The 19,602-nt window shown below is 70.0% G+C and carries 15 protein-coding genes; 9 read left to right on the top strand and 6 right to left on the bottom strand.

Annotated features, from left to right (window positions below):
* Positions 1-4: 4 nt before the first annotated feature.
* On the top strand, positions 5-955 hold the full coding sequence (tatC, locus tag IF46_RS0126275; protein ID WP_030491057.1) for a twin-arginine translocase subunit TatC: 951 nt from the start codon (positions 5-7) through the stop codon (positions 953-955).
* Between the two features lie 138 nt (positions 956-1,093).
* On the top strand, positions 1,094-2,017 hold the full coding sequence (locus tag IF46_RS0126270; protein WP_051724186.1) for a diacylglycerol kinase: 924 nt from the start codon (positions 1,094-1,096) through the stop codon (positions 2,015-2,017).
* Here IF46_RS0126270 and IF46_RS0126265 read toward each other — a convergent pair.
* Positions 1,980-2,897 carry an EamA family transporter gene (locus IF46_RS0126265; protein ID WP_030491055.1) on the bottom strand — a complete coding sequence of 306 codons (918 nt, stop codon included), beginning with the start codon at positions 2,895-2,897 and terminating at the stop codon, positions 1,980-1,982. The two genes, IF46_RS0126270 and IF46_RS0126265, sit on opposite strands and share 38 nt — an antisense overlap.
* A 341-nt stretch (positions 2,898-3,238) precedes the next feature.
* On the opposite strand from IF46_RS0126265, the gene IF46_RS0126260 reads away from it, so the two are divergent.
* The 3 genes from IF46_RS0126260 (at position 3,239) to IF46_RS0126250 (ending at position 5,791) form a co-directional block, all read left to right on the top strand.
* On the top strand, positions 3,239-4,447 hold the full coding sequence (locus tag IF46_RS0126260; RefSeq protein ID WP_030491054.1) for an MFS transporter: 1,209 nt from the start codon (positions 3,239-3,241) through the stop codon (positions 4,445-4,447).
* A gap of 196 nt (positions 4,448-4,643) precedes the next feature.
* Positions 4,644-5,399 carry a metalloregulator ArsR/SmtB family transcription factor gene (locus IF46_RS0126255; protein WP_030491053.1) on the top strand — a complete coding sequence of 252 codons (756 nt, stop codon included), beginning with the start codon at positions 4,644-4,646 and terminating at the stop codon, positions 5,397-5,399.
* Positions 5,396-5,791, top strand: coding sequence for a VOC family protein (locus IF46_RS0126250; RefSeq protein WP_030491052.1), 396 nt, complete (start codon positions 5,396-5,398; stop codon positions 5,789-5,791). The genes IF46_RS0126255 and IF46_RS0126250 overlap by 4 nt, the downstream gene beginning before the upstream one ends.
* A 42-nt stretch (positions 5,792-5,833) precedes the next feature.
* Here the strand turns inward: IF46_RS0126250 and IF46_RS0126245 are convergent, their stop codons facing one another.
* Positions 5,834-6,592, bottom strand: a complete 759-nt coding sequence (locus IF46_RS0126245; RefSeq protein WP_030491051.1) for an HAD family hydrolase — start codon at positions 6,590-6,592, stop codon at positions 5,834-5,836.
* 86 nt (positions 6,593-6,678) lie between these two features.
* Here IF46_RS0126245 and IF46_RS0126240 point away from each other — a divergent pair, with 86 nt between their 5' ends.
* Positions 6,679-9,480 (top strand): DEAD/DEAH box helicase, encoded by a 2,802-nt coding sequence (locus IF46_RS0126240; RefSeq protein ID WP_030491050.1) that lies wholly within the window; start codon positions 6,679-6,681, stop codon positions 9,478-9,480.
* 165 nt (positions 9,481-9,645) lie between these two features.
* Entirely contained in the window at positions 9,646-10,530 is an 885-nt protein-coding gene (locus IF46_RS0126235; protein WP_030491049.1) for an MHYT domain-containing protein, read from the top strand.
* A gap of 46 nt (positions 10,531-10,576) precedes the next feature.
* On the opposite strand, the gene IF46_RS0126230 is transcribed toward IF46_RS0126235, so the two are convergent.
* The 4 genes from IF46_RS0126230 to IF46_RS0126215 form a co-directional block, all read right to left on the bottom strand.
* Positions 10,577-11,434, bottom strand: coding sequence for an endonuclease/exonuclease/phosphatase family protein (locus tag IF46_RS0126230; RefSeq protein WP_157563494.1), 858 nt, complete (start codon positions 11,432-11,434; stop codon positions 10,577-10,579).
* A gap of 126 nt (positions 11,435-11,560) precedes the next feature.
* Positions 11,561-12,499, bottom strand: a complete 939-nt coding sequence (locus IF46_RS0126225) for a hypothetical protein (protein WP_030491047.1) — start codon at positions 12,497-12,499, stop codon at positions 11,561-11,563.
* 164 nt (positions 12,500-12,663) lie between these two features.
* A complete protein-coding gene (locus IF46_RS0126220; protein ID WP_030491046.1) occupies positions 12,664-14,997 on the bottom strand; it encodes a beta-L-arabinofuranosidase domain-containing protein in 2,334 nt (777 codons plus the stop codon).
* A 19-nt stretch (positions 14,998-15,016) separates the two neighbouring features.
* Positions 15,017-16,402: a glycoside hydrolase family 43 protein gene (locus IF46_RS0126215; protein ID WP_030491045.1), complete on the bottom strand. Its 1,386-nt coding sequence runs from the start codon at positions 16,400-16,402 to the stop codon at positions 15,017-15,019.
* A 453-nt stretch (positions 16,403-16,855) separates the two neighbouring features.
* Between IF46_RS0126215 and IF46_RS0126210 the strand changes: the two genes are divergently transcribed.
* Positions 16,856-18,700 (top strand): family 43 glycosylhydrolase, encoded by a 1,845-nt coding sequence (locus IF46_RS0126210; protein ID WP_420063595.1) that lies wholly within the window; start codon positions 16,856-16,858, stop codon positions 18,698-18,700.
* Positions 18,701-19,002: 302 nt separating this feature from the next.
* Positions 19,003-19,602 (top strand): endo-1,4-beta-xylanase (locus IF46_RS0126205; RefSeq protein ID WP_036393367.1); only part of this gene is annotated, 600 nt, incomplete at its 3' end.

The raw sequence follows: 19,602 nt of genomic DNA, 5'->3' as shown, positions 1-19,602 counted from the left end.
TCCCGTGGCCTTCGCACTGCGTAAACGCGGCCCGAGCACCTTCGAACGGGCCGCCGACGGCTCGATGACGCTCATTGAGCACGTCCGTGAGCTGCGCAACCGTCTCTTCCGCGCGTCCGTGGCGATTCTCATCGGGTTCGGCCTCGGTGTCTGGTTGGCCGAACCGGTGCTGCACCTGCTCCAGCAGCCCTACTGCGACCTGCCGCAGGCCAGATATGTCGATGGCAAGTGCGAGTTCGTGCAGCTTGGCCCGGCCGACCTGTTCCTGCTCAACCTGAAGGTCGCGCTCTGGGTCGGGTTGATCGTGGCCGCGCCGGTGTGGCTCTACCAGCTCTGGGCGTTCATCGCGCCCGGCCTGCACCGGCACGAGCGGCGGTACGCGTACTTCTTCACCGCCCTGGCGGCGCCGCTGTTCGCGGCCGGTGCGGTGCTGGCGTACTTCGTCACGGCCAAGGGCCTGGAGTTCCTGCTCAGCATCTCGGACAGCGAGATCAGCACGACACTGGAGATCACCAAGTACATCTCCTTCGTCACCAACCTGATCCTGTTGTTCGGGGTGGCGTTCGAGTTCCCGCTGGTCGTGCTGATGCTCAACTTCGTGGGCATCGCCAGCGCGAAGCGGTTGCTCAGCTGGTGGCGCGTGGCGATCTTCGTGTTCTTCGCCTTCTCCGCCGTGGTCACCCCGACACCGGACCCGTTCGGGATGACCGCGTTGGCGCTCTGTCTCTCCGCGCTGTACTTCGGCGCGGTGGGCATCGCGTTCATCAACGACAAGCGGCGTGGGCGGGGCAAGGAGATCTACGCCGGCATCGACGACGACGAGGTCTCGCCGTTGGAGCACGACGCGGATCCGGTCGTGGCCGGGCAGCGGGTCGACGCGAGCGCGCCGATCGGCGTACCCGATCCGATCGCCGCACCGGCGCCGATCGAGCGCCGCTACGACGACATGACCTGACGGCCCCGCGCCGCCCGGTCCACCGACGCCGTCCCCGTTCTCCGGGGGCGGCGTCGCTGCGTCACGTCGCGCGCCGGCAGCGGGACTACTGGTGACAGCGGCCTACCCCTGGTGAACGACGGGTGTCCGACCGGTACGGTGCTGCCCGTGACCGCAGACGATCACCTGCCCGGCCCGGTCGCCGTGCTCGCCAACCCGACCGCCGGTCGGGGACGGCACCGCGCTCTGCTGCCCCGGCTGCTCGACGGGCTGGCCGCCGCCGGCCGACCCGTTCGGCTGCTGCCGGCGTCCAGCCCCGCCGAGGCCGAGGCGGCCTGTCGTGCCGCCGTCGCCGACGGCGCTGGCGCGCTGGTGGCAGTCGGTGGGGACGGCACCGTGCACCGGGCGCTGCAGGCGGTCGCCGGCACCGACGTGCCGTTCGGCCCGATCCCCGCCGGCACCGGCAACGACTTCGCCCTGGACACCGGGTTCCCGGCCGACCCCCTCGCCGCGGCGGACGTGATCGCGTCGGCGCTGCGCGATGGCCGTAGTCGACCTGTCGACCTGGCCCGGATGGTCGGGGTCGACGGCGCCGAGCGCTGGTACGGGGCGGTCCTCGCGGCCGGCTTCGACGCGATCGTCAACGAGCGGGCCAACCGGATGCGCTGGCCACGCGGCCCGCGCCGGTACGACCTGGCGATCCTGGTCGAGCTGGCCCGGCTGCGCCCGCGCCGCTACACGCTGCGCCTCGACGGCGTGACGCACGAACTGGACGCGGTGCTCGTGGCCGTCGGCAACTGCCCCACGTACGGCGGTGGGATGCGGATCTGCCCCGACGCCGACCCGACCGACGGGCTGCTCGACGTGGTGGTGGCGGGTCGGGTCAACCGGCGGACCCTGGTCCGGGTGAAGCCGCGCATCTACCAGGGCACCCACGTCAGCCACCCGCTGGTGCGCAGCTTCCGGGCCCGCACCGTGGAGCTGGCCGCCGAGGGCATCACCGGTTACGCCGACGGGGAACGCTCGCTGGACCTGCCGGTGACGATCAGCGCTGTCGCGGGCGCCGTGCGGCTGCTGCGTTGACCCGTACCGCGCCGATGCTCGCCGCGATGACCAGCCCGATGGCGGCGCACTCCAGCAGGGTCAGCTCCTGCCGCAGCACCAGCCACCCGGCGAGCGTGGCGACGGCCGGGCCGAGGCTCATCAGCACCGCGAAGGTAGCGGTGGGCATCCGTCGTAGCGCCAGCAGCTCCAGGGTGTAGGGCAGCCCGGAGGCGAGCACCGCGAGGGCTGCGCCGAGCGCCAGCACCGGCGGGTCGAGCAGCACCGCGCCGCCGTCGATGATGCCCAGCGGCAGGGTGACAAGCGCGGCGAGGGTCAGCGCCAGGGCCAGCCCGTCAGCGCCGGGGAAGTGACCGCCGACCCGGGCGCTCAGCACGATGTACGCGGCCCACATGGCGCCCGCGCCGAACGCGAAGGCCACCCCGGCCGGGTTCAGCCGGTCGAAGCCGCCCTGCCCGAGCAGCGCCACCCCGGCCAGTGCGAGCCCCGCCCAGCCCCAGCTGGCCAGTCGTCGGGCGGAGAACACCGACAGGGCGAGGGGGCCGAGCACCTCCAGGGTCACCGCCGGGCCCAGTGGGATGCGTTCGATGGCCTGGTAGAACAGCGAGTTCATGCCGGCCAGCGCCAGCCCGAACGCGCCGGCCGCGAGCCAGGCCCAGCGGTCGTGCCCGCGCAGTCGGGGCCGGCACACCACGAGCAGCAGCACCGCCGCGATGGTCAGCCGCAGGGTCACCGCGCCGGCCACCCCGGTGCGCGGAAAGAGCAGCGCGGCGACGGCGGCGCCGAACTGCACCGACAGAGCCCCACCGAGCACCAGCCCCACGGCGGCGACGCCACCACGGCGGGCCGGTGGCGTGCCGGGCGGCGGTGGAGTGGGCAGCAGGATCTCGGTCACGGGCACGACGGTAGGCGGTCCACTCCGGCTGCCCCGCAGCGGTGCCCACCTGCCGAAAGACGAGCCCTGTCCGTCGGACCCCGGTGCGGGTCGGGTCTGCTGCCGTCCGGCTGGCTCACGGATGTGGGTATGTGCGAGCGTCGATGGGCGGTTACCCTGCTCGGATCGGTATTGATCCACAGTTGGGAGCTGGGATGCGCCTCGACCTGGTCACGGTCTCCGCTTCGCCGCGAGAGCGCGCCCGAAACTGATCGGGCACCACCGGGGATTCCCGCCGGTGGTCTGGTGCTCCTCGCCGCGGAGCGGTCTCACGACGACCGTTTCCATCCCTGGCTCGAGGAGCTATTTTGCGTGCCCTTGTATCCGCGCGTCTCGGCGCGGACTTCACCAAACTGTGGACCGCGGCGGCGGTGTCGAACGTCGGCGACGGCGTCACCATGGCCGCCGGCCCGTTACTTGTCGCCTCCGTCACCGACAAACCGGCCCTCATCGCCGGGGCCGCTTTCGCGCAGCAACTGCCCTGGCTGCTGTTCGCCCTGATCAGTGGTGCTTATGTCGATCGACTCGACCGGCGCCGCCTGGTCGTGGTTGTGAACCTGGTGCGCGCCGCAGCCCTCGCCGGGTTGGCGGCTGCCATCGCGACCGAGACCGTCACCGTGATCATCATCTACGTGGTGCTGTTCCTCCTGGGTGCTGGAGAAACCCTCGCGGACACCGCCATGGGCGCCCTGCTCCCGGCGGTGGTCGCCCCCGACAGGCTGGCGAGCGCCAACGCCCGGCTCTACGCGAGCTTCACAATTGGCAACCAGTTCGTCGCCAAACCGCTCGGCTCGTGGTTGTTCGTCATCTCCGCCGCCGTACCGTTCGGCGTCGACGCGCTCACGTTCGCGATTTCCGCAGCGCTGATAGCGGGCATCCGGAGAGTTCCGGTGTCCGAGGAACCCCGTCGGCGGACGCCGCTGCGCACCGAGGTCGCCGCTGGTGTGCGGTGGTTGTGGCGGCACCGCCTGCTGCGGACCCTCGCCCTCACCATGGGCCTGAGCAACATCGCGTTCGGAGCCGCGTTCGCCGTGTTCGTGCTCTACTGCCGGGAGCGTCTGGGTGTCTCTGGCGTCGGCTACGGCTTCCTGCTGACCGCGTTCGCGGTCGGCGGCCTGTTGGGCACCACAGTCGCGGCGAGACTCACGCGGGCGCTCGGCGGCGCTACCGTGTTGCGTGCCGGCTTGGTCATCGAGATCGTCACGCACGTGTCTCTCGCGATCACGACGACACCCTGGACAGCCGCCATCGTCCTGGTCGTGTTCAGCATCCACGCCATGGTGTGGGGCATCACCGCCACCTCGACCCGGCAGCGGGCCGTGCCGCCGCACCTACGCGGCCGCGTCGGCAGCGTGTACGCGTTGCTGGATCTCGGTGGAGCCGCGCTGGGGTCGCTCCTCGGCGGCCTGTTCGCCAGCGTCTGGGAGATCACTACGCCGTTCTGGATCGCCGCCGTCGTGATGGTGACGATCACTGTCCTCGCCTGGGGTCCCCTGCGTGAAGCAGGAGCCTACTGACAGCCGTGGCCCGGTTCCGAGCGGTGCTGTCGCGCCGTTCGGGGCCGTGGTCATGCGCGGGGCACCGCAAGCCGACACGTCCGGATGTTCGCCAGTGCGGTGCTACCGGCGTACGGGTCCCTGGCAGGCCAGGATCCGGCCGGCAGCTGGACCCGATCCTCTGTTGCATCAAATCAGATTGATGTAATCTGCGGACGTGACGCCAGAGGCAGTCGGCACCATCGCACCGCCCGGGTTCGTGACCGCAGCCGGGCACCCGGTGCGGTGGCGGCTACTGAGCGAGTTGGCCTGCGGCGACCTCGCGGTGCGCGAGTTGACCGCGCTGCTCGGCCAGCCACAGAACCTGGTGTCATATCACTTGGGCAAGCTGCGCAAGGCTGAGCTGGTCACTGTGCGGCGTAGCAGCGCCGACGGCCGCGACACCTACTACTCGCTCGATCTGGCCCACTGCGCGGACCTGCTGTCCGGCACCGGCGCCGCCTTGCATCCCGGGCTACGGCTCACCTACCCCAGGCCGGCCGGCTCACAAAGCGGGCGGGTGTTGTTCCTGTGTACGGGTAACAGCTCGCGCTCGCAGACGGCTGAAGCGTTGCTGCGGGACCGCACCGCTGGCGCCGTGGAATCCTTCAGCGCGGGTAGCCGCCCCAAGCCGATCCATCCGTACGCGGTGAGTGTCATGGCGGCGCGCGGCGTCGACCTGGCCGAGGCCAGGCCCAAACACTTCGACGAGTTCACTGGTCAGCGGTTCGACTACGTGATCACCCTGTGCGACCGGGTCAAGGAAGTCTGCCCTGAGTTTCCCGGGCATCGGCGACGGGTGCATTGGAGTATCCCGGACCCGGCGGCCGATCCCGCCGGGCTGCCCGCGTTCGAGCGGGTCGCCGACGAACTCGCCCAGCGAATTGGCTTTCTGCTGCACACCCTCGCCGTCCGATCGGAGAAGGACTCATGACCATCTACGCCGATGATGGCATCGTCAGCGTGCGGTATCTCGTCGACGACGTCGCCGCCGCGATCGATTTCTACACCACCCACCTCGGTTTCACCCCGCTCAGCACGTTCTTGCCTGCGTTCGCCGATGTGCGTCGCGGGAACCTGCGACTGCTGCTGTCCGGCCCGGACAGCTCCGCCGGCCGGGCCATGCCCGACGGGCGCCGTCCGCATCCCGGCGGCTGGAACCGCATCCATCTGATCGTCGCTGACATCGACACGCAGGTGGCCCAGTTGCGCACTGCGGGCATCGCATTCCGCAGTGAGGTCATCACCGGTCCGGGCGGCCGGCAGATCGTCTTGGACGACCCGGCTGGCAACCCGGTCGAGCTCTTCGAGCCCGCCCGTGCCTGACCTGCCCGTCGCCGAGCACCCCGCGCGGCAGGCCAGGCCAGGTCAGGCTGGCAGGGCCAGGTCCAGGACGGCGCCTAAGCCGTTCTCCCGACCCGGCTCGGCCGCCGGGAGCACCAGCACCGAGCAGCCGGCGGCCACCGCGCCGGCGTCCGCTGGTGTGTCACCGACCATGAGCGTCTGCTCCGGGTCGACGCCCAGCATTCCGCAGGCCCGCCAGAAGATCGCCGGGTCGGGTTTGCAGCGCCCCACCTCGTAGGAGAGCACGAACGCGTCGACCAGGCCGGTCAGCCCCCAGGTGTCGAAGTGTGGCCGCAGGTCGAAGCCGATGTTGCTGACCACCGCCACCGGCACCCCGGCCTCGCGCAGCGCGGTCAGCGTGGGGGCGGTGTCGGCGTACGGTTGCCAGCCCTCGGCAGTCAGCAGCCGCTCGTAGAGCGCGTCGGCGAAGCCCTCGATGCCGGCGTCGACGGTCTCGGCCAACCCGGTGTAGGCGCCCCGGTGGGCGTGTTGGTAGAGGTCCCGGTCGGCCCACAGCTCGGCCAGTCGGGGCGGCACCCGCGCCGGCAGTGGCCCGCCGGCGCGTCCGGCGGTCAGCAGTCGGTCGGCCAGCGAGGTGGCGCGGACCCGGTCCAGGGTGACGCCGCAGGCCGCCGCGGCCTCCAGCACCCACTGCCGGGGATCCTCCACCTGGGCCAGGGTGCCGTGGAAGTCGAAGAGCACCGCCTTCACAGGGCGTCGGGACGCCCGGCGGTCGGCGGTGCCCGGCGGACTGGTCTGGGGCGGTTCGGCGTGGTCCGGCACGCCGTGCACCCTACCGACCGCCCCCGACGGCACCGCCGGACGGCCTTGTGGGGTGACGCCTCGCGGCACGCACTAATCTTGGTGCCATGTCGAGCCCCGCCGAGCGGTACGCAGCGGCACGCCGCAAGGCCGCACAAGCCGCACAGTTTCCGGCGTTGGACGAGTTCGCCCTTGAGCTGGGGTTCGACCTCGACGACTTCCAGCGGGAGGCGTGTCAGTCGCTGGAGCGGGGCAGCGGTGTGCTGGTCTGCGCTCCGACCGGCGCCGGTAAGACGGTGGTCGGGGAGTTCGCCGTCCACCTGGCGTTGCGCGGGCGGCCCGACGACCCGGTGCCGGCCGCCGACCCGACGACGCCGCCGGCCCGGCGCAAGTGCTTCTACACCACGCCGATCAAGGCGTTGTCCAACCAGAAGTACCACGACCTGGTCGCCCGGTACGGCGCCGAGCAGGTGGGTCTGCTGACCGGTGACAACGCGATCAACGGCGACGCGCCGGTGGTGGTGATGACCACCGAGGTGCTGCGCAACATGCTCTATGCGGGCTCCAGCACCCTGCAGGGCCTCGCGTACGTGGTGATGGACGAGGTGCACTACCTGGCCGACCGCTTCCGTGGCGGGGTGTGGGAAGAGGTGATCATCCACCTGCCCGCCTCGGTCACCCTGGTCTCGTTGTCGGCGACCGTCTCCAACGCCGAGGAGTTCGCCGACTGGCTGGTCACCGTGCGCGGCGAGACCGCCGTGGTGGTCAGCGAGCACCGGCCGGTGCCGTTGTGGCAGCACATGCTCGTCGGCAAGCGGATGTTCGACCTGTTCCACGACGCCGACGCGGCCCGCAAGCACGACGTGCACCCGGAGCTGCTGCGCTACACCCGGGAGACCGCCCGGCGGCTGGAGTTGGGCGAGGGCCGCAGCGCGGGGCCCGGTGCCGGCCGGCGTGGCCCGCGCTGGCGTGGCCCGCTACGTCCGGACATCGTCGACCGACTGGACCGGGAGGGTCTGCTCCCGGCGATCCTGTTCATCTTCAGCCGGGCCGGTTGCGCCGCCGCGGTGCAGCAGTGTCTCGCCGCTGGGCTGCGGCTCACCTCGCCCGAGGAGCGGGCCGAGATCCGCCGGGTCGTCGAGTCCCGGGTCACCGCCATTCCGGGGGAGGACCTGTCGATCCTGGGGTACTGGGAGTGGCTGGACGGTCTGGAGCGCGGCCTGGCCGCCCACCACGCCGGCATGCTGCCGGTGTTCAAGGAGATCGTCGAGGAGTTGTTCGTCCGCGGCCTGGTCAAGGCGGTCTTCGCCACCGAGACCCTGGCGTTGGGCATCAACATGCCGGCCCGCTGCGTGGTCCTGGAACGGCTGGTCAAGTACAACGGTGAGGCGCACGTCGACCTGACCCCGGGGGAGTACACGCAGCTCACCGGGCGTGCTGGCCGCCGTGGCATCGACGTGGAGGGGCACGCCGTCGTGGTGTGGTCCCCGGAGACCGACCCACGGCACGTAGCCGGGCTCGCGTCCACCCGAACCTATCCGCTGCGCTCCAGCTTCCGGCCGTCGTACAACATGGCGGTGAACCTGGTCGGCACGGTCGGCGCGGAGCCGGCCCGGGCTCTGCTGGAGTCGTCGTTCGCCCAGTTCCAGGCGGACCGGTCGGTGGTCGGCCTGGCCCGGCAGGTGCAGCGCAACACCGAGACCATCGAGGCGTACGGCGCGGAGGCCGCCTGCCACCACGGCGACTTCGACGAGTACTTCGCGCTGCGGGTGGCGATCGCCGACCGGGAGAAGGCGATCGCCCGGCAAGGGCAGACCCAGCGCAAGGCCGCCGCGGTGGCCGCGTTGGAGCGGCTGCGCGTCGGCGACGTGATCCGGGTGCCGTCGGGCCGTCGGGCCGGGCTGGCCGTCGTGCTGGACCCGGCGACCGGCGGGTTCGGTGAGCCCCGACCTCTGGTGCTCACCCAGGACCGCTGGGCCGGGCGGGTCAGCCCCGGTGACTTCACCACGCCGGCCGAGGTGTTGGCCCGGATCCGGGTGCCCAAGCACTTCAACCACCGCTCACCGGCCGCCCGGCGGGATCTCGCCGCCGAGGTCAGCGGCACCGGCCTGGACCGGCACGGCGGCCGACGCGGTGGCCGTTCCCGGCAGGTGACCGGCGAGGACCACCGGATCACCCAGCTCCGCACCGAGCTGCGCCACCACCCCTGCCACGCCTGCCCCGAGCGGGAGGATCACGCCCGCTGGGCGGAGCGGCGTCGGCGGCTGGAGCGCGACACCGAGGAGTTGCGTGAGCGGGTCAGTGGGCGGACGGGGTCTCTCGCTCGGACGTTCGACCGGATCGTGGCGTTGCTGACCGAGCGCGGCTACCTTGCCGCCGACGGCGCGGTCACCGACGCCGGTCGGATGCTCGGCCGGATCTGGACCGAGGCCGATCTGCTGGTCGCCGAGTGTCTGCGCCGGGGGGTGTGGAACGGGCTGTCCCCGGCCGAGTTGGCCGCCGCGGTGTCCGTGGTGGTGTTCGAGGCACGCCGTGATGTCGACGAGCGGGCGTCGCTGCCACGTGGGCCGGTGGCCGACGCGGTGGACGAGACGCTGAAGCTGTGGGGGGAGATCGAGGCCGACGAGGCGGCGCGGGGGCTGACCGCGACGCGGGAGCCGGACCTCGGTTTCGCCTGGCCCGTCTACCGGTGGGCTCGGGGCGAGGCGTTGGCCAAGGTGCTCGGCAGCGGTCACGAGATCGACGGTGAGATGCCGGCCGGTGACTTCGTCCGATGGGCCCGACAGGTGGTCGACCTACTCGGTCAGATTGCCGACTCCGGCGGCGCCGCACCGGAGCTCCGGTCCACCGCCCGGCAGGCGATCGCGGCCACAAATCGGGGCGTTCTGGCGTATCACACCTCTGCCTGATCGTCACATTCGGTCACGATCGACGGAGAATCGACGCAGCGGACGGTTACCGCGACGGCACCCCTCGAATAGCTCGGGGGGCACTGTTGCGCCTGATCAACGGACCCCTGATCATTGCCGAGGCGTCTTGTTGACGCGCCGGTAACTAATGGGGAGAAGACCGCCGTGGCGGAGATCAATCACTTTGAGTACGGGTGGATCACACCCGCGCTGAGCTACGCGCTTTCCGTGCTCGGTTCGATCCTCGGTCTGGTCTGTGCCGGGCGCATCCGCACGGCCGAGACGAACGGCCAGCGGGCTTGGTGGGGCCTGTTGTCGGCCTGGGCGCTGGGTGGCACCGCCATCTGGGCGATGCACTTCATGGCCATGCTCGGCTTCGCGGTCGACAACACCCGGATCCGCTACGACGTGCCGCTGACGGTGGCCAGCACGATCATCGCCGTGGTGGCGGTCGGCATCGGTCTGGCCATTGTGGGCACCGGCCGGCTGAACCCGGTACGACTGATCGCCGGCGGCGTCTTCACCGGTGCCGGCGTGGCCTCCATGCACTACACCGGAATGGCCGCGATGCGCCTCAACGGCAGCCTCGGCTACGACACCCTCCGGGTCGTGCTCTCGGTGGTCATCGCCGTCGTGGCGTCCACAGTCGCGCTGTGGCTCGCGATGACCGTCCGGCGCGGGTTGGCGATCTTCGCCTCCGCGCTGGTCATGGGTATCGCCGTCAACGGCATGCACTTCACCGGCATGAGCGCCCTGTCGGTGCACCGCCACGAACGTACGGGTGAAGTGACCGGCACCGGGGTGGGCACGCTGCTGGTGCCGATCGTGCTGGCGGTGATCTTCGGAGTGGTCGGTCTGCTCTACGCCCTGCTCGCCGCTCCGACCGACGACGACCGGGCCGCCACCGCGTACCTGGACGGGCGGCGGCTCGCGGCACCGGCAGCCCCGACGCCCGCCGCTGCTCCCGACCCGGTCGGGTTGCGCGCCCGCTCCACCCTCGGCCAGCCGGGTACCCCGTTCCCGTCCCGCCGGGACTCGTCGCCCCGCTGACACCGTGCGGCCGGCCCGCGTCCTCCGTGCTCGGTGCTGACGCGGGTCAGGCCGGCGGTTGACCGGGCCGGCTGCCACCGATGATGACGGTGGCCAGCAGCCCGGGGTGGTCGGTCGCCCCATGCATGGTCACCGAGCTGCGGCAGCAGAGGGCGATGCCGGTCACCGCCACGATGTGTTGTCGCGCGCCGTCGTCGACCCGGGAATGGCCCGGCGGCGTACAGGAGCGCACATCGGGGTCGCCGTCGGCCCGCAGGTTGAGGTCACCACCGAGCACGGCCGGGCCGGAGCCGGTCCTCCCGCTGATCGTCGGCAGGATCGTGTCGAGCAGGTGGCCGCACTGGCTGAGCGCGACGCGGTGGCCGGTGGCGGACAGGTGCGTGGTGCAGGCGAGTAGGGCGACGTCGACGCAGAGCCAGGCTCGTTCCTCGGGATCGGCGAGGTCCTGCGTCGGGTGGATTCCGCTGTACACGCTGCGCGGGGTGTCCGGCGTCTCGACGTGGGCCAGCAGCCCGAGGCCGTACGGCTGGCCGTTGCGGCACCGGGTGTCGGCGCCGCTGGGCCGGTCGCCGGCGGCCTGGAACGCGGACACGACGGTCCGCTCCGTGTGCACCGTCTCGAACACGCGCCGCAGGGCGGAGACGTCGTCGCGACAGATCTCGTTCAGGGTGACCAGATCGGGTGCCTCGGCGGCGATCACCTCGGCGGCGACCGGGATCGACCGGCCGGTGTAGCAGCCGGCGCGGCCGCTGTTGCAGAGGTTCATCTGGAGCATACGCAGGACGGTGGGCTTGCCGGTCTTCGTGGAGCTGGTCACCGTCGGAGCGGACGGCAGCCCGGCGGCGACGATCAGGAGACTCACGGCCAGGGCTCGGCGCGGGAAGCGGTTCGGACGATTGGCCACGCGCGCTCCGGGTGGTGGAGGCGACAGTCGTCGCCGCGGTGCCGGTGATCGTACTCGTGGCCGGTTGTGACCCGACCCCCGCTGGGGCCGAGGGGGCAGCCGCTGCCGGGTGCCCCCTCGGGTCGCTCAGCGAGCCCGGACCCCGACGGCCGTGTACGCCGTGGTGGGGGTCGGCGGGGTGGTGAAGCGGGCGTTGGGCAGGTAGAGCCGGCCCAACGCCTTGGCGACCGTGGTGGGCACGTCGAAGTTCGAGTCGGTGATGGTGGTGGTGACCGTTCCGGCGGTGCCGGCATGGTTCAGCCGGAGCACCGCGACCTGGTTGAGGCGGTTCTGCACGACGTAGAGGGTGTGGCCGATCAGCAGCAGGCCGTCGCCGTTGGTGAAGGTGTGGCCAGGCACGTCCACGACAGTGCTCACGCCGGTCGCCGGGTCGACCCGGTACAGCGTGCCGGTGGTGGACTGGACGACGATCAACGCCCGGCCGTCCGGTGTGGTGGCGATGCCGTTGAGGTTCACGCCGGTGCCGACCTGCTGGTATGCCCCGGTCAGGGTGATCGTGGTGAAGGCGTCGGCAGGCGGCAGAGTTGCGCCCCGACCCAGCGGCAGCCGGTAGAGCACCGGACGGTTCGAGTCGGTGAAGTAGGCCGCGTCGCGGGTCAGGACGACGTCGTTGACGAACGTCGGGGCGGTGGCGAACTGATAGCGGGCCAGCACGTCGCCGGTGCGGGTGTCGAGCACGCGGGCGTCACCGGCCGTGCCGCCGGAGACGAAGAGCCGGCCGCGTGGGTCGACCTTGAGGCCGAGCGACGGGGTGCCGGTGGCCGCACCGATCGTCATGCCCCGGCCGGTCACCAGGTCGACGCGGTGGATGGCGCCGGTCGCGCGGGAGCCGAAGTAGGCGTACCGGCCGGCGGTGGCGATGCCCTCGGGCTGGAATCCGTCGGGTAGGGCGAGGACGGCAGGTGGCCGCCCGCCGGGGTGCGCCTGTGCGGGCGCGACAGCGACGGAGGTCAGCAGGGCGACGATGAGCGCGCCGCCGAGCGTGCTGCGGAGGGGGCGGTTCACTGTGCTCCTTCCGGGGCGGAAAGGCGGCACGAGCCGACACGTCCGCCGCGTTCACTGGGGCCAGGACCCTGTCCACTCTACGACCGCCGCCACCCGTCCGCCTGACGTCACCGGCGCGGCCTGCCGAAGGCCGCGCCGGTGACGTCGTGCAACGGGACTGACGATCAGGCGTTGCGGACCAGCCGCCAGCGGTTGTCCGCGCTGCCGTTGTCCGGGTCCTGCACTGCCTGCGCGCCCCAGGCGGTCGACCCGTTCAGGATCCCGAGCAGCTTGTTGCTGTTGACGTTGCGGATCTTGTAGGTCCCGTCGCCGTTGTCCACCAGGATCCACCGGTGGTCGGCGGTGCCGTTGTCGGCCCATTGCAGGACCCGGGCGTTGTCGGCGGTGGACATGTTCTCCACGCCCAGGACCTTGCCGCTGTTGACGTTGCGGAACCGGACCGCGTTGCCGTCGGTCACCACCACCCAGTTGTGGTCGGCGGTGCCGCTGTCCCCCCACTGCACGGCCAGCCCACCGTCGGCGGTGGACATGTTCTGCACCCCGAGGACCAGCCCGGTGCCGACGTTGACCAGTCGGTAGCTGCCGGTGGGGCCGCCGCTGCCACTGGTGTTCCAGTAGACCGTGTAGTTGTAGCCGTGGGCGTCGTAGAAGGGTGCGAGGTTCACTGTCGAACCGTTGGCGCTGGCGGTGAACGCGAGCGAGCTGGTGCTGCTCCGGCTGATCGAGGAGACGGTGAGGGTGGGCAGGGTGCTCAGGGCCGTGTTGCCGTAGTTGCCGGCCAGCACCGTGGGGCCGTACGTGACCGCGCCGACGTTGGCGTTGTCGTTGGCGGCCTTGATGGCGACCTGCATCGGCAGCCGCACGGTGATGGTGTCGCCCGCCGCCCAGGTGCGGGTGACGGTGGCGTAGCTGCCCGGTGTGGTGGTGACATTCTCCACGGTGCCGTTGACGGTGATCGTCGCACCGCTGGTCCAGGACGGGATCCGCACCCGGATGCTCCAGGAGCCGCTCATCGAGCCGGACAGGGTCAGCGTGGTGGTGTCGCTGACCGGGAAGCTGGTGGTCTGGGTGACGGTGATGCCGCGCTGGGTCCAGTTCAGCACCGACGGCGTGAACAGGTTCACGCTCAGCGTGGTGCCGTTGTAGAAGTAGATGGAGTCCATCAACCTCGTGTTGATCTCCAGGCCGGTGCCCTGGCAGCACCAGAACGAGTTGTAGTCGGTGCTCCAGGTGCCGCCACCCCACGCCGGACCCACACCCCGACGGCCACCCGGCCGCAGCGGGGTGAAGTAGGTGATGTGGCCGCGGCTGTCGGCCGGGTTCTGTCCGCCGATCAGGTGGTTCATCAGCGCGCGCTCGTAGAAGTCGAAGTAGTCCGCCCGGTTCGGGTCGAGCAGCCACAGCTCCCGGGTCAGTTTGAGCATGTTGTACGTGTTGCACTGCTCGCAGGTGTCGTTGCTGAGGTAGCCGGCGATCGCGTTGGGCGCCCGGAAGTGCTCCGCCTGGCTGTTGCCGCCGATGACGTAGGTGTGCGCGCCGACGGTGATGTTCCACGCGTTGCTGGCGATGTCCCGGTATCGGGTGGTCCCGGTGGCCTTGTACTCCCGCGCAGCGCCGATCCACTTTGGCACCTGCGTGTTGGCGTGCAGCCCGGAGAGCTGGTCCTGGCCGGAGGCCAGGGGGTTGAACACCGAGTTGTGGTCGAACCGCTGTGCGGTGGCGAGCCACCGGCTGTCGCCGGTCTGCTGGTAGATGTCGGCGAGTACGTCGTTCATGCCGCCGAACTCGGTGCCCAGCATCGACTGCATCTGGCTGGCGCTCAGCCGCGACGTCCGGGTGTCGACCCAGCCCGCCAGCGACAGCAGCACCGTACGGGCCTGCGTGTTGCCGATGTAGCGCCAGACGTCGAGCAGCCCGGCGAGGGTCTTGTGGATGCAGTAGTAGGGCACGTTGCCGTTGGACAGCGTCCGTGCCTCGAGCGCGGTGAAGTCGGACTCCGGGAAGCCGGAGAGGTAACCCGCGCCGAACCCGGCGGCACCGTTGTTCGCCTGGCACTTGGCCAGCTCGGCGACCATGTAGTTCGCCTTGTCCCGGCAGGTGGTGTCGCCCAGCACCGCGTACGCGTATGCCCACGCGCTCAGGAAGTGGCCCTGCATGTGGGTCCGGAATGGGAAGTTCGGCGCGTCCCAGCCCCCGTTGGTGGCGGCGCCGTTCGTGGACAGCCGGTGGTTGGCCCGGAAGTTGTAGAGCATCCGGTCGACGTCGACGAAACGCAGGTAGTTGAGCGTCCGCGACTGGTTGTCCATCCATCGGCCGGAGGTCAGTCGCACCTGACCGAGGTCGAACGCGTACGCCGAGACGCCGATGTCCGCCCGGGCCGGCGGAACCACGGCGGCCGCAGCGCTGCCGGCGACGAGGGTGGTGCCGGTCGCGGAGACCACCGCGGTGGCTCCGGCGGCCTGAAGGAGGTGGCGGCGGCTGAGGGGCGGGGGTGGCATGGGAACCTCCAAGGGATTGCTAAGGGGTGATCCGGAAGGTGGCGTCCTGACGGTCCGCGGCGCTCGAACTGCCACTGAGCGGGTCGATGCGCAGCAGGTAGTTCGCGTGCCGCAGGTAGTAGGTGGGGTAGTTGTACGAGCGGAAGGACGTCCAGGTGGAGTCGGCGAGCCCCGCCGTGCGGTAGAAGGTGGCGTCGGCCCGGAACGCCGAGGTGTTGTCGTTGGCGACGAGCCGGACCTCGTAGTTGTAGTGCCGCAGGTAGGAACCGGGGTAGTTCACCGACTGGAAGGACACCCCGGTGGAGTCGGCGAGACCGGGCACCATCCGCCACATCTGGTCCTGGTACGGGTCGAACGGGTACGTGTCGAGCCGCGCCACGTTGTTGGCGTGCCGGACGTAGCGGTCGGGCAGGTTGGAGGACTTCAGCCGGACCCAGTTCGGCGTGCCCCAGCGGGCGATCAGGCCGTTGTACTCGGCGTCGGTGATCCCGATCATCGAGCCGTGCTTGGCGTTCATCGGCGGGGTGTAGTCGCGCTGGTTCATCGGGGCCCACGAGTTGCCGCCGATGGTCGTGGTGGACCAGGCGTAGAAGTCGTTGTTGATCGGGCTGTACGAGTCGCCCCACAGCCGCCAGCCGCTGCCGTCGACCGCCTTGACCAGCAGTGGGGCTTCGATGCCGGTGCCCTGCAGAAGCCCGCTGGTGTACGTGGTGAAGCTGTTCGGTGCGCCGGTGCTGGACCTGGCCCCGTAGAGGTTTCCGTTGCCCAGGTTCTTGTAGTAGAGGTAGGTGGTGCCGCCGTCGACGACGACATCTCCGTCGAGGACGCCGAAGCCCGGGCTGAAGAACACCTGCGGTGAGCTGACGGTCTGGAAGTCGCTGGTGTAGTTGACCAGGAACACGTCCTGACCGTTGTTGGCCGAGTAGACGATCGCGTACTGCCCGCGGGCGGCGTCCCAGAAGGCGGTGGGTGCCCAGGTGTGGGTGTTGAGCGTGTGCATCCGGATCCGGCGGTAGCCGGTGAAGCTGGTCAGGTCGGTCGAGTCCCACACGTGCAGGTACTGGCTGTTGAGGCCGAAGTTGGTGCCCTTGAGGTCCGTGGCGAGCACCACGAAGGTGCCGTCCTGCTTGCGGAAGACGAACGGGTCCCGCAGGCCCAGCTGGCCGGCGGTCGGCGTGACGACCGGGTTGTTCTGGTTCAGCGGCGTCCAGTTGAGGCCGTCTCGGCTGACGGCGAGGTGCAGCCCGTAGTCCGCGCCCTGAAACTGGGGGGTCTCGGTGAAATAGGCCATGACGTAGGCGGTATTCGGGGCGGCGAGGGCGGCGCGCGGAAGACTCAGTGCGCCGGTGGCGGCGGCAGCGGTCCAGAGCGCGCCCAGGGTGAACGTGCGTCGGGTCAACGGCACGGCAGGCGACCTTTCTGACGCGAGACTGGTGGGGGAACGGTCGCCGTGGCCGCCGGGTGCCCACCCCTGACGTCTATCGCGGCGCATCGATGTGATCGCTAACATAGTTGGTTGTTAACATGCCCGCAACCCCCAGGGTCACCTCGCCGACCCGTCGCGCTGAGGCTGGGCCGGCAGTCCAGTGACCGCTGATCCGTGACGCTGCGTAATGGGCGGTTGCGGCGGGAGGGCGACTGCCTCCCGTTGACGCCCGCTCCGTTGCTCAGTACGGTGCATCGTAAATCTTGGATGTCTGCGTCGATACATCAGTGCTTCGATGTGGTTACGACGGTCATCTCGCGCCACACAAACTTCCTGGTGAAGCGAGGGAGGGGATAGTCGGCAAGATCTGTTAGCGCTAACACGGCCGCCGGTCGTGCTGCTTGGTGTGCGCCACTCTCTGTGGGAGTAATCGTGAAGGTGGAAGATCGAACCACAACCCGGATCACTGTCCGGGCCAGGCGCGCCATCGCCTGGCTGGCGAGCATCGCCTGCGTCCTCGCACTGATCCCGGGCACGGCGAAGGCCGACAATCCCATCGTCCAGAACATCTACACCGCCGACCCGGCGCCGATGGTGCACAACGGCCGGGTGTACCTCTACACCGGCCATGACGAGGACGGGTCCACCTACTTCACCATGCGTGAGTGGAGGGTGTACTCATCCGCGGACATGGTGAACTGGACCGACCATGGCGTGCCGATGAATCTGGCGACGTTCGCCTGGGCCGATGCCAACGCCTGGGCCGGGCAGGTCGTCGCGCGCAACGGGAAGTTCTACTGGTACGTGCCGGTGCGCCAGCGCTCCAACGGGCAGATGGTCATCGGCGTCGGTGTGGCCGACAGCCCGACCGGGCCATTTCGCGACGCGCTCGGTCGACCACTTGTCGGCAACAACGAAATCGATCCGCACGCGTTCATCGACGATGACGGGCAGGCGTACCTGTACTGGGGTAACCCGGGTCTGTGGTACGTGAAGTTGAACCCCGACATGATTTCCTACTCGGGCAGCGCGACGCGCATCCCGTTGACGACGGCGGGATTCGGCACCCGAAACGGTAATGCGAGTCGGCCGACTCTGTATGAGGAGGGGCCGTGGGTGTTCAAGCGCAACGGGTTGTATTACAACGTGTTCGCGGCCGAGTGTTGTTCGGAATTCATCGCGTACTCCACAGCGACGGGGCCGACCGGGCCGTGGACGTATCGGGGAACGATCATGCCGCGGCAGGGGAGTAGTTTCACGAATCACGCGGGCGTGGTCGATTTCCAGGGCGGATCGTATTTCTTCTATCACAACGGGGCGTTGCCCGGTGGTGGTGGTTACACCCGTTCGGTCGCGGTGGAGAAGTTCAGCTACAACAGCAATGGCACGTTCCCGACGATCACGATGAGTGCCGGGGGAGTGCCGCAGGTGGGCACGCTGAACCCGTACGTGCGGCAGGAGGCCGAGACGATCGCGTGGGGCTCGGGGATCGAGACCGAGGCGTCCACCGAGGGCGGCATGAACGTCGGTTGGATCGAGAACGGTGACTACATCAAGGTCAAGGGCGTCGCGTTCGGCGCTGGCGCGACCTCGTTCAGCGCCCGCGTCGCCTCGGCCACCAGCGGCGGCCGGATCGAGGTACGCCTCGACAGCGCCAGCGGGCCGACCGTGGGCACCTGCACCGTGGGTGGCACCGGCGGCTGGCAGACCTGGAGCACCGCCACCTGCGCGGTGAGCGGGGCGACCGGCACCCGTGACCTGTACCTGCGCTTCGCCGGCGGCAGCGGCAACCTGTTCAACCTCAACTGGTGGCAGTTCGGCGGCAGCGGCGTCAGCGCCAACCTGCTCACCAACGGCGACGTGGAGAACGGCACGACGGGCTGGGGCGTGCACGGCAGCGGCACGCTGTCGCGCAACACCACCACCGCGCACGGTGGCAGCGGCTCGCTCTCCATCACCGGCCGGACCGGTGCGTGGAACGGCCCCAGCCAGGACGTGACCGCCAAACTCGCCAACGGCAAGACCTACACCACGAACGTCTGGGTACGGGCGCAGAGCGGCACGCCGTCGGCGAAGGCGACCCTGTCGCTGACCGCGAACGGCACGACGAGCTACCTCCAGCTGACCCCGGCGGCAGGGGTGAACGTCAACGGCTGGACCCTGCTCACCGGCACCGCGACCGTGTCGTGGAGCGGCACGTTGTCCGCTGCCGCCTTCTACGTCGAGACGGCCGAAGGCACCGACAGTCTCCTCGTCGACGACGCCTCGTTCCAGTGACGCGCGCTGCCGGAGCCGTGCTCCTACGGCTCCGGCAGCACCGGTGACGCGGATGGTTACGACTTGACGAACGGCATGTTATCGCTCACAGTCGATGTCTGAGGGCGGCCGCACCTGTGGTTCACCGGGCGAACCTGCTGTGGCACCTCGATGCGCTACGTCCGCCCAGGGCATGCCGGACGTCGTGTCAGGACTCCCCGCACTGCTGCCGCGACGGCGACCGTCGCTGACGTCTCCGACTCCGCAGCGGCAGATCCGGGCGTGCGTCTCCATCGCTGCACCACCACAGAGAAGGAATCCGCATGAATCACAGAAGAGCCCTGCGAGCGGCGGTGGCCGTCGCAGTCACCGGCGCTCTCGCCGCCGCTATGACGGTGACGCTTACCTCCACGGCCAGCGCCGGCACGACCCTGCGGGCCTCGGCGGCCGAGAAGGGCCGCTACTTCGGGGCTGCCGTCGCGACGGGCAAGCTCTCCACAAGTGTGTACACGACCGTCCTGAACCGTGAGTTCAACAGTGTCGTGGCCGAGAACGAGATGAAGTGGGACGCCACCGAGCCGCAGCAGGGTCGGTTCAGTTACACCGGTGGTGATCGTTTGGTCAGTCACGCGCAGGCCAATGGCATGAGTGTGCGTGGGCATGCGTTGCTGTGGCACCAGCAGGAGCCGGGTTGGGCGCAGGGGATGTCGGGCAGCGCGTTGCGCAGCGCGATGATCAACCACGTCACCCAGGTCGCCACGCACTTCCGGGGGAAGATCTATGCCTGGGACGTGGTGAACGAGGCGTTCGCCGATGGTGGTTCGGGTGGGCGGCGGGACTCGAACCTGCAGCGCACCGGCAACGACTGGATCGAGGCGGCGTTCCGGGCGGCGCGGGCGGCGGATCCGGGTGCGAAGTTGTGT

It is taken from the genome of Micromonospora chokoriensis, assembly GCF_000718555.1.
Taxonomy (GTDB): domain Bacteria; phylum Actinomycetota; class Actinomycetes; order Mycobacteriales; family Micromonosporaceae; genus Micromonospora; species Micromonospora chokoriensis_B.
The sequence above is the reverse complement of the archived record's forward strand: the minus strand, read 5'-3'. Positions and strand labels throughout refer to the sequence as shown.